Source organism: Acrocarpospora pleiomorpha (assembly GCF_009687885.1).
Lineage (GTDB): Bacteria > Actinomycetota > Actinomycetes > Streptosporangiales > Streptosporangiaceae > Acrocarpospora > Acrocarpospora pleiomorpha.
This window is the reverse complement of record NZ_BLAF01000030.1, coordinates 115,962-128,670: the sequence shown is the minus strand read 5'-3', so window position 1 is coordinate 128,670 and position 12,709 is coordinate 115,962. Positions and strand designations below refer to the sequence as shown.

Here is a 12,709-nt window from a genome sequence, read left to right as displayed (position 1 = left end):
GTGTAGGAGGGGGTGGGGTCGGGGGCGAGGGTGGCGGTCGTGATCAGGGCGGCCAGGTAGGGGGCGCCGTTCTGGGTGAGGGTGGCCTGGGTGACCGTGGTCGTACGACCGGATTTGAGCGGGGTCAGGTGCACGAGGGCGGGGCCGGGGCGGGCGGAGCGCAGGAACTGGACGCTTGTGGAGACCGGGTGCGGATGCGGGGACGCGTCCACGACCGCGCGGAGCAGGGTGGCCATCAAGTAGCCGCCGTGGAGCGGGCCACCGATTAAGTAGCCGTCGTCCAGGCACACCGCGTAGGTCGTCGCGTCGACACGCGTGGCCTTCGTCGCCTCGTCAAACCTCGTCATATACCCCCCTCACCGAATGTTGTTCTGGCGGATACCTTAGGCCATGTCCCTTCTTGGCCGGGCCATTAGCCATCTGATCAGGGAAAACACGGCATCCACGGGCAGACTCCCATTGGGGGGGATGATCTATGTTGGGTGCCCGGGACCTGATCGGCCAATCGGTATGGGATTCGCGCGGAATCTGGGTCGGCCACGTCGTCGACGTGAAGATGATCCGCGAACGCAGAGGCTGGTTCCGCAAACCGGAAGAACCGGAATCGGCGGGCCTGCTCGTCTCACGCAACCGCGCGCCCTTCCTGCTGAGCGTCTACCGCGACGCCAACGGCAAGCTCACCGGCACCCTCCAGAACTTCACCCGCCTGCTGTACGCGCACAGCAAGGTAGTCCCCTGGGACCTCATCGAATCCAGCCATACCGGCGAAATCCACCTCAAAGGACCAGTCACAGATCTCAAACGGGACTAACATCAAGCGCACTGCAAGCGAATCGCAGGCAATGTGGCATATTTTCAAGCTCGCCGAGATTAACCCTCTGATGTGAGTTGAGAAGATGCCTGCCGAGAACCCCCCCGGTTTCCCGTTCCCCGAGAACCAGGATCCGGATCGGACCGTCCACTACCGCACCCCTCAGCCGTCGTACGGGCCCTACGGTCAACCGGAAGCCGACCAGCCGACGCGCATGGCGTACCCCGGACCGGCAGGACAGGATGAGCACCCGACCCGGGTGCAGTACCCCAGCCAGGCCCAGCAGCCGCCGTACCCCCAGCAGCCGTACCCTCAGCAGCAGCAGCCGTATGGCGACCAGACCCGGATGGACTACCCCCCGAGCCCGCAGCAGTACCAGCAGTGGCAGCAGCCTGAGGAGCTCGCCTACGGCCTGCCGCCCGTCCAGCTTGGCCCCGAGCCGAAGCGCGGCGGCGGCATCGGCCGCGGCTGGATCATCGCGCTGATCGCGGCGGTGCTCGCGGGCGTCGTCGGCGGTGGCGGTTTCTACCTGGTGAACGCGCTGAGCGGCGGCGGCACCCAGCCGCACGAGGTGCTGCCCGCGAGCGCGTTCGCCTACGTCCGCCTTGACCTCGACCCCGCCGCCAACCAGAAGCTGGCGCTGTTCACCATCGCCCGCAAGTTCAACGCCACCAAGGACGTCTTCAGCGGCGACGACCCGCGCAAGGCGCTGTTCGACTCGCTCCGGGAGAGCAGCCCGAACTTCAAGGACATCGACTACGCCAAGGACGTCGAGCCGTGGCTCGGCAGCCGCGTCGGCGTGGCGCTCTCCCAGCCCGCCAAGGCGACCGGCGGCGACCCGCAGGCCGCCGTGGGCATCGCGGTCGCCATCCAGACCAGCAACGAGGAGGCCACCCGCGCCTTCATCGACAAGATGGACGCCAAGGAAGAGCAGAAGACCGGCTACGTGTTCCGCGACGGCTACGTGATCATCGCGGAGACCCAGGGCGAGGCCGACAAGTACGCCGACGCCCCCACGCTGGCCGAGAACGCCGACTTCGCCGGTGACATGGCGGCCCTGGGCGAGCCCGGCGTGATGTCCTTCTGGGCCAGCGCCAAGAGCCTCCTGGACTCGGGGCTCAGCGGCAGCGTGGACCAGGCCCTGGTCGACAAGATCAAGGACGGCCGGTTCGCCGGCGCTCTCCGCTTCGACGGCGACTACGCCGAGATCGCCGGCATCACCCGCGGCGTGGACACCACCATCACCGGCGACCTGGAGCCCACCCGGATCGGCGAACTGCCGGACAGCACCGCCGCCGCGTTCTCGATCTCCGGTCTGGGCGACGTGCTCAGCCAGCAGTGGAGCGAGATCCTGAAGACGGCGGGCGCCGCGGGCCCCGAGGGCGCCTCGTTCAACCAGTTCGTGGAGCAGGCCCAGCAGCAGTTCGGCCTGACCCTGCCGGACGACCTCGCCGTGGTCCTCGGCAAGAGCATCACCCTCGCGCTGGACGAGAACGGCCTGGACGGCAACCTGCCCAACGCCGGCACGGTCCTGTCCACCGACCCGGCGAAGGCCCAGCAGGTGCTGGAGAAGGTGGAGCTCGCTCTCGCCAACACCGGCACCCCGCTCCAGCTGATCAAGAAGGCCGGTGACGACAAGCTCGTCGTCGCCACCACCGAGGAGTACGCGGCCAAGCTCGCCGGCACCGGCTCGCTCAAGGACAGCGAGACCTTCCAGCTCGCGATCCCGAACGCGGCCGACGCCAACTTCGCCCTCTACGCCGACCTGGACAAGATCGAGAAGCTCTACCTGAACTCGCTCCAGGGCGAGGACCGCGCCAACCTGGAGGTCCTGCGCGCGGTCGGCATGAGCGCCAGCTACTCCGGCGCCGAAGCCAGCTTCAACCTCCGCCTCCTGTTCAACTAACGACCATCCCTCGGTGCCCGGCCGGGACACCCACCCATAGACGCCCGGCCGGGCATCATAAGAAACGCCCGTCTCCCCTGAGAGTTGGAGACGGGCGTTTCGTTCGACACTTTACCGAGAAGCCGCAGAAGGCCCATCCTTCAGGGCGGGGATGAATGCGGTCCCGGGGAGGGGATGACCCGCCGTCAGGCGAGGCAGCCCACAGCGCGGTGCGCGGAACCTGGACCGGTCAGGTTGGGCGGCGCTGTCGGATTCGAAGCTGTCGGACACCTCGATCATGATGTCTTCGCCGCTGCATCATCCTCGTCGAGTGACATTCCCACCGACATCGATTCGGTCAGTGGGAAACGGCGCGGGCCGCGGATGGGCCTGCCGGTGTTCAAGTCCCGCCGGGACCGGCGGCAGTCGGCCCGGTTCACCGGCACCGCCTTCGGCCTGCCTGGCGACGGGACGCTCTACCTGGCCAAGATCGGGAAGGTCGAGGTGCGCTGGTCGCGGGAGCTTCCGGCGGTGCCATCGTCGGTCACGGTCATTCTGGATGCGGCGGGTCGCTATTTCGCCTCGTTCGTGATCGAGGTCGAGGACGCCGGGCAGGTGCTGCCCGAGGCGGAGGCCGAGATCGGGATCGATCTGGGGTTGACCCATTATGCGGTCCTGTCGGACGGAACGAAGATCCCCAATCCGCGGTGGCTGCGCCGCCGGGCCAAGCGGCTGGCCCGGCTACAGCGGGCGCTGTCACGCAAGCAGAAGGGGAGCAAGAACCAGGAGAAAGCGCGGATCGCGGTGGCCCGCCAGCACACCAAGGTGGCCGACGCGCGCCGGGATTTCCTGCACCAGACCAGCACATCGATCATCCGCGAGAACCAAACGGTCGCGATCGAAGATCTGGCGGTGCGAGGGCTGGCCCGCGGCCGGCTGGCCAAATCGGTGAACGACGCGTCCTGGGGAGCGTTCCGTACCTTGCTGGGTGGGAAGGCGGCCCGCTATGGGCGGACGGTCATCACGGTGGGCCGCTGGTTTCCCTCCTCGCAGTTGTGCCCATGCTGCGGCTGGCGGAACGGGAAGACCCCGCTACAGATGCGGGAGTGGGACTGCCCGACCTGTGGGGAGCACCACGACCGCGACCTAGCGGCCGCCCTCAACATTCTGGCCGAGGGCATCCGCCTGCGCAGGCAAGCGGAGGAGGCGTCCCCGGCCGGGGAGAACATGGTGGCCGCCGGGCTGGCGGACACCCGAAACGACTGTGGAGGGCGGGTAAGACCAGGCGAGGCAATTCCGACCCTGGCACCGCCCACAACCTACGACGCTCAGGCGGCGTAGCGGAAGCAGTAAGAACCCCACGGCGACGTGGGGGAGTCCCCGGCGTTCACACCGGGGAGGATGTCAATTAGGCCCAAAGCTGTCCTTCCAGCCGGTCTTCGGCTTCGCCCAGCGTTCCCTCGTACGCGCCCGTGGACAGGTATTTCCACCCGCCGTCGGCAACGATGAACACGATGTCGGCCCGCTCTCCCGCCTGTACGGCCTTGCGTGCCATCCCCAAAGCCGCATGCAGCGCGCACCCGGTGGAGATCCCCGCGAAGATGCCCTCGGTGGCCAGCAGATCGCGGGTGCGGGCCAGCGCGTCCGCCGACGTCACCGAGAAGCGGGTGGTCAGCACGGAAGCGTCGTAAAGCTCGGGGATGAACCCTTCGTCGACGTTGCGCAGCCCATACACCAGCTCGCCGTAACGCGGCTCGGCGGCCACGATCTGCACGCCGGGAACCCGCTCGCGCAGGAACCGCCCGACGCCCATCAGCGTCCCGGTGGTGCCGAGCCCGGCCACGAAATGGGTGACCGTGGGCAGATCCTCCAGGATCTCCGGCGCGGTGGACTCGTAGTGGGAACGCCAGTTGGCCGGATTCCCGTACTGGTACAGCATGATCCAGTCGGGATGCTCCGCGGCCAGCCCCTTCGCGACCCGGACCGCCTCGTTGGAGCCGCCCGCCGCCGGGGAGGAGATGATCTCGGCACCCCACATGCGCAGCAGCTGCCGCCGCTCCTCCGAGGTGTTCTCCGGCATCACGCAGATCAGCCGGTAGCCCTTGAGCCTCGCCGACATAGCCAGCGAAATCCCGGTATTTCCGGACGTCGGCTCCAGGATCGTGCAGCCCGGGCTGAGCAGCCCGTCCTTCTCCGCCTGCTCGATCATCCACAGCGCGGGCCGGTCCTTGATCGAACCGGTCGGGTTACGATCCTCCAGCTTGGCCCAGATCCGCACCTCATCCGAAGGCGACAATCTGGGCAATCCCACCAGGGGCGTACGGCCGACCGAATGGATCAGCGAGTCGAAGCGCATCTGCGGTCAGCCACCGGCGACGGCGGGCAGCACGGTCACCGTGTCGCCGTCGGCCACCGGGGTGCCGAGGCCGCCCAGGAAGCGCACGTCCTCGTCGTTGAGGTAGACGTTGACGAAGCGGCGCAGCTTGCCCTCGTCGACCAGGCGGGCCCGCAGCCCCGGATGCCGGGATTCCAGGTCGCCGATCAGCTCCTCCAGCGTGCCGCCGGAGGCGTCGACGGCCTTGGCGCCGTCGGTGTAGGTGCGCAGGATGGTCGGAATGCGAACCTCGATGGCCATCTCGGTCAATCTCCTTGATCAGTTGTCGTACTTAGGAACACAGGGACACGAGCGCGGATTCCTGTGTCAGCGACAGTCGTAGAGGACGACCGATCGAGAATGCGCGAAGAGGAACTTCTGCACCGCCGAGAACATGGCCCCAGTTTAACCGTTCGACTCCAGGATCTTGACTTCCTCCTCCTCGATGACACCGTCCACGATCCGGAAAGACCGGAACTGGTCGAACTCGGTGGAGTAAAGCACGTAGTGCGCGTAGGGCTCGGAGGCGTAACTGACGTCGGTGCGCGACGGGTAGGCCTCGGTGGCGGTGTGCGAGTGGTAGATCACCACCGGTTCCTCGTCCCGATCGTCCATGTCCCGCCAGACCCGGAACTGCTCCATCGAGTCGAACCGGTAGAAGGTCGGCGAACGTTCCGCGTTCTCCATCCGGACGAAACGCTCAGGCACCCCGTCCCGCCCGGCGATCACGCCGCAGGCTTCGTCCGGGTGGTCCTCGCGGGCGTGCGCCACGATCTGGTCGACCAGCTCCCGTGAGATCGTCAACATGCTGGAGAAGCTACCAAAGGGCGCGAACGAGCGTGTCCTGGAGGTAGGTCAGCCAGTCGTAGGTCACGAACGCGGGATAGCGGGGATCCTCCTCCGACATGCCCGCGATCTCCTCGTGCACCTCCTCGGTCACCTCCAGCCGCACCCCGAGCATGAGGCGGACGTCGTTCAGCGCCCGCATCCAGGCTTCCGCCTGCTCGGTGGTGAGCTCCACCTTGCCGCCGGTGGCGGTGTCGATCAGGGTGACCGCGTCGGCCCGCTTGGCGTCCCGCAGCGTCGCCTCGGTGTAGCGGCGGAACTCCCCCGCCGCCTCGTCGTCCTCATACGCCGAGGGGAACAGCCGGGCGAGGACCGGATCGGTGGGGACCTCGGCCGCGCCGATGCCGAGCGCGCGTTCCAGCGGGTCGTCGCCGGTGGCGCCCGGCTCGACCAGGCCGAGCACGAGCCCGACCAGAGACCGCAAAACCGACGCCTCGGCCGCGTCGAGCCGGATGGAGACGCCGGTTTTGCTTGGTTTGAACCCGGTGCTCATCACGAATCCCGCTGGACGGTGGCCCACAGGCCATACGAGTGGAGGATCTGCACGTCGCGTTCCATCTCCTCGCGGGTGCCGCTGGACACCACGGCACGGCCCTTGTGGTGCACGTCCAGCATGAGCTTCTCGGCCTTCTCCCGGGTGAAACCGAAGACGCTCTGGAAGACGTAGGTCACGTAGGACATCAGGTTGACCGGGTCATTCCAGACGATGGTCAGCCATGGCAGATCGGGCCGCACGTCGATTGCCGGACGCTCGACCTCCATAGGAGCGGTGCTACCCACATCCCCAATCCTGCCCTACCGCAGTCGTACTCTCGACTCGTGAAGATGACCATGAGCACCGCGTTGCTTACGGACCACTACGAGTTGACCATGCTGCAAGCCGCGCTGGCCAGCGGAGCGGCCCACCGACGCGCGGTTTTCGAGGTTTTCGCGCGGCGGCTGCCCGCCGGGCGGCGTTACGGGATGGTCGCGGGGACCGAACGCATCCTTGACGCAATCCAGAACTTCCAGTTCGGAGACCAGGAGCTGGAGTTTCTCCGCGATGTGATCGACCGTCCCACGCATGACTTCCTCGCTGGATTCCGGTTTTCTGGGGATATATACGGCTATCGGGAGGGTGAGACGTACTATCCGGGGTCGCCGATCCTGGTGGTCGAGGGGCGGTTCGCCGAAGCCGTGCTGCTGGAGACGATCGTCTTGTCGATCCTCAACCACGACTGCGCGATCGCCTCCGCGGCCGCGCGCATGGTGCACGCGGCGGGCGATCGCCCGATCATCGAAATGGGCACCCGCCGCACCCACGAACGCTCCGCCGTGGCCGCCGCCCGCGCCGCCTACCTGTGCGGATTCGGCTCCACCTCCAACCTCATGGCCGGTCTGGAGTACGGCATCCCCACCGCCGGCACCGCCGCCCACGCCTTCACCCTGCTGCATGATTCCGAGGAAGCCGCCTTCCAGGCTCAGCTCGCGTCTTTGGGCGCCGGGACGACGCTGCTCGTGGACACCTACGATGTGGCGAAAGCCGTACAGACCGCGGTTGAACTGGCCGGACCCGCGCTGGGCGCGGTCCGCATCGACTCCGGCGACTTGGCGACCGCGGCCATCGAGGTACGGCGGCTGCTCGACGACCTGGGCGCCCGCCAGACCCGCATCGTCGTCACCAGCGACCTCGACGAGTTCGCCATCGCCGCCCTGGCCGTCGCCCCCGTGGACGGCTACGGGGTCGGCACCTGCCTGGTCACCGGCTCGGGCGCGCCCACCGCCAACCTGGTCTACAAGCTCGTCACCCGGGAGGACGCCGCCGGCAGGCTCAGCCCCGTGGCCAAGAAGTCCGTCGGCAAGCCCAGCCGGGGCGGCCGCAAATGGGCCTACCGGGCGCTCCGCGACGGAACCGCCACCGCCGAGATCATCACCCGCGCCCCCGCCGAGGACGTGGGGCGCCCCCTGCTGGCCCCGCTCGTCCGCGACGGCGAGATCATCGGCCGCGAATCCCTCGCCGCGGCACGCGCCCGGGCACGGGCCTCGATGAGCGAATTGCCGCCGATCGCGCACAGCCTCTCGCCCGGGGATCCCGCAATACCTACTATCTTTAATTGGTCGTGGGAGACCGGCGCATGAGGACGACGCCGGTCTCCCACGATTTCCCGCGTTCTCCTAGGCTGAAACCATGCCTAATGCGCTGGTCATCGTGGACGTGCAGAACGATTTCTGCGAGGGGGGCAGCCTGCCCGTCGCAGGCGGCGCCGATGTGGCCGCGGCCATCACCGAACACCTGCGAACCCACCCCTACGACCACATCGTCGCCACCCGCGACTACCACATCGACCCCGGCCCCCACTTCGCCGCCGTCCCCGACTACGTCAACACCTGGCCGGCCCACTGCGTGGCCGGCACCCCCGGCGCCGACTTCCATCCCGCCTTCGACATCACAAAAGTCGAACAAATCTTCAGCAAAGGCGCCCACACCGCCGCCTACAGCGGCTTCGAAGGCGCCTCCCCCACCGGCGCCTCCCTCGGCTCCTGGCTCCGCTCCCACGAGATAACCCACCTCGACATCGTCGGCATCGCCACCGACCACTGCATCCGCGCCACCGCCATGGACGCCCTCCGCCACAACTTCCAGACCCACGTCCTGCTGGACCTCACCGCGGGCGTGGCCGAGGTGACGACCGTCGCCGCTCTGGCGCAGATGTCCGACGCCGGCGTTCACTTGACGGGCGCGCCCGTCCTGCGTGCGTGACTTCGGCTGGAGGCGGCGACCCCTCGCCAGGCCCGGGTCACGCCCATTGACCGGCCGGTCCTGCGGCGGGATCAGTTACCGAAGGGATCGTCCGTGGGAACATCGGTGGCAGAGTCAGTGGGGAAGTCAGTGGGCGAAGGGCCGCTGGAGATGAACAGGACCACGGTGAGTCCCTTCGCGACTGCGGTTCCTTCCCTCGGGTTCTGATCGATGACCACGCCCTGCCCGGCGACCTCGCTGGGCCGTTCCTCGAATCTCGCGTAGAGACCGAGATTCCGCAACGCCGTCCTCGCGTCGGTACTGCCCATGCCAATGAAGTTGGGCAGGTTGACCGTCTCGACCTGCGGCTTGTCCGCCGGAAGATAGACGGTCACCGTTGATCCCGATGCCACGCTCGTGCCCACGTCCGGCGAGGAGTCATAGACCTGTCCCTGCTTGGCGTTCGACTGTCCGCGCCGCATGTCGGCCGTCAACCCGGCGGTGCTCAGCGCCTGGACGGCCTGTGCCTCGGTGAGACCGATCAGCGGGGGCACCTTGACCGTCTTGGCGCCCTCGGACAGCCGCACCGTGAGCGACTCGCCGGACAGGATGGTCTTCCCCGCCGCCGGGTTGGTGCCGATGACAACGTCGGCCGCGACCGAAGCGCTGTTCTCCCCCTTCATCGTGTACGCGATGCCGAGCTCATCCAGTTCGTCAATGGCTTCCTGCTTGGTGAGGCCCTTCAGCTCGGCACGACCGCCGCCACGGGCCCCCGGGACACGAGCACCTCCACCTCGTCACCGGGATCGACTGCCTCGCCGACGCCAGGCTTCGAATCGATGACCATGCCCGCCGGGACGGTCGTGCTGTTCTCCTCCTCCACCGACGACTTCAAACCCAGCTCGTCCAACTCGTCCAGCGCGGCCTGCTCGGACATTCCGGCGAGCTCCGGCACCGACACCAACCCGGATTGCGGCGGAATCAGATTGGCCGCGACAAGGGCGAGAGCGGCGACCGCGACGACGAAGCCCAGGAAGGGCACCAGCCACCGCCTCCTGCGGCGCGGCTTCTTCCTGGGTCCGCCCGCAATCCTCCCGGTGGGCGGCGCAGGAGAGCCGACGGGCACCCGAGGTCCACTCGCCTGTTCCGGCGCATACGCGGTGGTCACTCCTGGGAACCGCGGGGCGGCCATGGGTCGCTGTGGTTCACTCACCGGCTCCGACTGGGGTGAGGCGGCCGCTGAACGCTGCGATCCACCCACCGGTTCTGACTGGGGCCTCACGGGCTCTTGACGCTGCGGTCCACCCACTGGCTCTGACCAGGGCGGGGCAGCCTCTTGACGCTGCGGTCCACCCACCGGGGCTGACGGAGGCCGCGTAACTCCAGGCCGCTGCGGCCCACCCACCGGCGCTGACGGAGACGGGGTGACTCCAGGCCACTGGGGTCCACCCACTGGGGCTGACGGAGGCGGCGTAACTCCAGGCCACTGGGGCCCACCCACCGGCGGTGATGGAGGCGGGGTGGCTCCAGGTCGCTGTGGTTCGTCCACCGGCGCTGGCGGGTTTGGGGTGGGCACATATTGTTGCGGTTCGCGCACCGCCCCCGGGGGCGGGGTAATGCCGGAATTCGTCAGATTCGCCGCTGTGAGGTAGGTGCGATTCTGCGGAAAGGGTTGGGTGCCCTTTGCGGATTCGTCCTCGGCGGCCGACGGATCGGCCGTTCGCCTGTTCGGAGCCGCGTGCCGATTCCAGGCGATGATCAACTCGCCGCGTACCGTGCTGATCTTCTCCGGGGTCTGATGCGGGGTGATGCGGCGGACATTCTCGAAGAGGTAGTCGTACAGCTCGTCCACCGAGATGGTTCCATCGCCGTCGAGGTCGGCCGCGCCCGTCCGCAGCCCTTCGACCAGGACTCCGGTGAAGACCGACGGACGGCCCACGCCGCTCATGGTTCCGGTGTCAGACTCGAAGGCGTATTCGAGGCCCGTGGACGCGCTGATCACGACCCGGCCGCGCCCCTGGAACCCGTCAAGACCGCTCACGAAGCGGTACCGCCGTTCGGGCTCCCGGGCGGGCGGATGCACCGCACGGGCGACGTGGTGATCCCGTGGCCTGACGGGCAGCTGGACTTCGTCGGCCGCGTGGACGACCAGGTAAAGATCCGGGGATGCCGCATCGAGCTCGGCGAAGTCGAGGCGGTGCTGGCCGCGAGGTGCCTTCCCCCAAAGGCGCTCTGGGCGGGTCCCCCGCTTGGGATCAAGCGGTCGTCACTTTCGCTGGCTGGCCCAGCGGCGGATCATGGTGATGCGGTCGCGGATCTGGTCGGCGGAGGCCTGGGCGATGGGAGGGCCGCCGCAGGAGCGGCGGAGGTCGGCGTGGATGACGCCGTGGGGTTGGCCGGTGCGGTGGTTCCAGGCGCCGACGAGGCCGTTGAGTTCCTTGCGGAGTTCGTGGATGACCTCGTGCGGGGCGAGTTGTTCTGGTTCGGGTTTGGGCTGGCGGCGTTTGGCGGCCTGCTGGTCGGCCTGGCGTTTGCGGAGGAGGGAGGCCACCTGGTCGGGTTCCAGGAGGCCGGGCAGGCCCAGAAAGTCCTCTTCCTCCGGAGAGCCCGCCGCGGCGGCGGTGCCGAACTCGCCGCCGTCGAACAGCACGCGGTCGAAGGTGGCGGAGGCTTCCAGGGTCTGGAAGGGGAGCTCGTCGCCCAGGGCGTCGGGGCTCTTCTGCTCGCGCTGCGCCTGTTCGAGGAGGAGATCGTCCAGCCCGTCCTCATCGCGTTTGCGGTTGAGGACGTGGTCGCGCTCGGCTTCCATCTCCGCGGCGAAGCTCAGGAGTAACGGGACCGAGGGGACGAAGACGGAGGCCGTTTCGCCGCGTTTGCGCATGCGGACGAAGCGGCCGATGGCCTGGGCGAAGAAGAGCGGGGTGGAGATGCTGGTGGCGTAGATGCCGACGGCCAGCCGCGGGATGTCGACGCCCTCGGAGACCATGCGGACGGCGACCAGCCAGCGCTGGGTGGAGGCGCTGAACTCCTTGATCTTCTTGGACGCGCCGGGATCGTCGGAGAGCACGACCGTCGCGCCCTCGCCGGTGACCGAGCGCAGGTGCTTGGCGTAGGCGCGGGCGGACTCATGGTCGGTGGCGATGATCAGGCCGCCCGCGTCGGGCATGCCGCGGCGGACCTCGGTGAGGCGGCGGTCGGCGGCGGTGATGACCTGGCGGATCCAGTCGCCCTTGGGGTCGAGGGCCGCGCGCCAGGCCTGGCCGAGCTGATCCTTGGTGAGCGGGGTGCCGAGGGTGGCGGTGATCTCGTCGCCCGCCCGGGTGCGCCATTTCATCTCGCCGGAGTAGGCCAGGAAGATGACCGGCCGTACCACGCCGTCGGCCAGGGCCGGGCCATAGCCGTAGGAATAGTCGGAGACGCTGCGCAGGGCGCCGTCGCCGTCCTCGGTGTAGCCGACGAAAGGGATCGGGTTGTCGTCGGACCGGAACGGCGTGCCGGTGAGCTGGAGCCGCCGCGTGGCCGGCTCGAAGGCCTCCCGGACCCCGTCACCCCAGGACTTGGCGTCGCCCGCGTGGTGGATCTCGTCGAAGATGACCAGCGTCTTGCGCGCCTCGGTGCGCGCCCGGTGCAGCGCCGGATGCATGGCGACCTGCGCGTAGGTGACGGCGACCCCGACGTAGTCGCGCGAGGTCGCGCCCTGGCTGTTCTTGAACTCGGGGTCGATGCTGATGCCCACCCGGCCCGCCGCATCGGCCCACTGCCGTTTCAGGTGCTCGGTGGGCGTGACGACGGTGATCGACCGGATCACCCCGCGGTTGAGCAGCTCGCTGGCGATGCGCAGCGCGTAGGTGGTCTTCCCGGCCCCGGGCGTCGCCACGGTCAGGAAGTCACGCGGCTCCCGCTGAAAATAGAGGTCATACGCGTCCTGCTGCCAGGCTCGCAGCTTGGGCGCGGTCCCCCAGGCTGCCCGGTCCGGATAGGACGGCGACAGGTGAGACGCCGCGGACACGCTCATCGCCCCACCGCTTCTCGCTGATCAGCTGAGCGACCGCCGCCATGGCGGTGGATTCGCGT

14 protein-coding genes are annotated in these 12,709 nt (G+C 68.3%); 5 read left to right on the top strand and 9 right to left on the bottom strand.

The genetic code is table 11. The features are described 5' to 3' along the window. Positions 1–347, bottom strand: a 347-nt coding sequence (locus Aple_RS26330; RefSeq protein ID WP_174889880.1) for an acyl-CoA thioesterase domain-containing protein, incomplete at its 3' end; no start/stop codon positions are given. Between the two features lie 128 nt (positions 348–475). Here Aple_RS26330 and Aple_RS26325 point away from each other — a divergent pair. The 3 genes from Aple_RS26325 to Aple_RS26315 all read left to right on the top strand — a co-directional run bounded on the left by Aple_RS26325 (position 476) and on the right by Aple_RS26315 (position 4,037). After that, complete coding sequence (locus Aple_RS26325) at positions 476–811, top strand: hypothetical protein (RefSeq protein WP_155347382.1); 336 nt, start codon at positions 476–478, stop codon at positions 809–811. A gap of 85 nt (positions 812–896) precedes the next feature. Beyond that, positions 897–2,717 carry a DUF3352 domain-containing protein gene (locus tag Aple_RS26320; protein WP_155347381.1) on the top strand — a complete coding sequence of 607 codons (1,821 nt, stop codon included), beginning with the start codon at positions 897–899 and terminating at the stop codon, positions 2,715–2,717. A 363-nt stretch (positions 2,718–3,080) separates the two neighbouring features. Further along, positions 3,081–4,037 carry an RNA-guided endonuclease InsQ/TnpB family protein gene (locus Aple_RS26315; protein ID WP_170321664.1) on the top strand — a complete coding sequence of 319 codons (957 nt, stop codon included), beginning with the start codon at positions 3,081–3,083 and terminating at the stop codon, positions 4,035–4,037. Between the two features lie 67 nt (positions 4,038–4,104). Here the strand turns inward: Aple_RS26315 and Aple_RS26310 are convergent, their stop codons facing one another. The 5 genes from Aple_RS26310 to clpS all read right to left on the bottom strand — a co-directional run bounded on the left by Aple_RS26310 (position 4,105) and on the right by clpS (position 6,678). Then, entirely contained in the window at positions 4,105–5,052 is a 948-nt protein-coding gene (locus Aple_RS26310; protein WP_155347379.1) for a PLP-dependent cysteine synthase family protein, read from the bottom strand. A 6-nt stretch (positions 5,053–5,058) separates the two neighbouring features. Continuing rightward, positions 5,059–5,331 carry a MoaD/ThiS family protein gene (locus Aple_RS26305; RefSeq protein WP_155347378.1) on the bottom strand — a complete coding sequence of 91 codons (273 nt, stop codon included), beginning with the start codon at positions 5,329–5,331 and terminating at the stop codon, positions 5,059–5,061. 144 nt (positions 5,332–5,475) lie between these two features. Continuing rightward, positions 5,476–5,877, bottom strand: coding sequence for a M67 family metallopeptidase (locus Aple_RS26300; RefSeq protein WP_155347377.1), 402 nt, complete (start codon positions 5,875–5,877; stop codon positions 5,476–5,478). A 10-nt stretch (positions 5,878–5,887) separates the two neighbouring features. Then, positions 5,888–6,409: a DUF2017 domain-containing protein gene (locus tag Aple_RS26295; protein ID WP_155347376.1), complete on the bottom strand. Its 522-nt coding sequence runs from the start codon at positions 6,407–6,409 to the stop codon at positions 5,888–5,890. Continuing rightward, positions 6,409–6,678: an ATP-dependent Clp protease adapter ClpS gene (gene clpS / locus Aple_RS26290; RefSeq protein WP_373869632.1), complete on the bottom strand. Its 270-nt coding sequence runs from the start codon at positions 6,676–6,678 to the stop codon at positions 6,409–6,411. Before clpS ends, Aple_RS26295 begins: the two co-directional genes overlap by 1 nt. A gap of 57 nt (positions 6,679–6,735) precedes the next feature. Here clpS and Aple_RS26285 point away from each other — a divergent pair, with 57 nt between their 5' ends. Continuing rightward, positions 6,736–8,034, top strand: coding sequence for a nicotinate phosphoribosyltransferase (locus Aple_RS26285; protein ID WP_373869631.1), 1,299 nt, complete (start codon positions 6,736–6,738; stop codon positions 8,032–8,034). A 49-nt stretch (positions 8,035–8,083) separates the two neighbouring features. Next, positions 8,084–8,656: an isochorismatase family protein gene (locus tag Aple_RS26280; protein WP_155347374.1), complete on the top strand. Its 573-nt coding sequence runs from the start codon at positions 8,084–8,086 to the stop codon at positions 8,654–8,656. Positions 8,657–8,727: 71 nt separating this feature from the next. Here Aple_RS26280 and Aple_RS26275 read toward each other — a convergent pair whose 3' ends face one another. The 3 genes from Aple_RS26275 to Aple_RS26260 all read right to left on the bottom strand — a co-directional run bounded on the left by Aple_RS26275 (position 8,728) and on the right by Aple_RS26260 (position 12,650). Then, positions 8,728–9,330 (bottom strand): PASTA domain-containing protein, encoded by a 603-nt coding sequence (locus tag Aple_RS26275; RefSeq protein ID WP_246264783.1) that lies wholly within the window; start codon positions 9,328–9,330, stop codon positions 8,728–8,730. A 47-nt stretch (positions 9,331–9,377) separates the two neighbouring features. Next, positions 9,378–9,677, bottom strand: a complete 300-nt coding sequence (locus tag Aple_RS52190) for a PASTA domain-containing protein (RefSeq protein WP_170321663.1) — start codon at positions 9,675–9,677, stop codon at positions 9,378–9,380. Positions 9,678–10,901: 1,224 nt separating this feature from the next. After that, positions 10,902–12,650: a DEAD/DEAH box helicase gene (locus Aple_RS26260; protein WP_155347371.1), complete on the bottom strand. Its 1,749-nt coding sequence runs from the start codon at positions 12,648–12,650 to the stop codon at positions 10,902–10,904. Positions 12,651–12,709 lie beyond the last annotated feature (59 nt).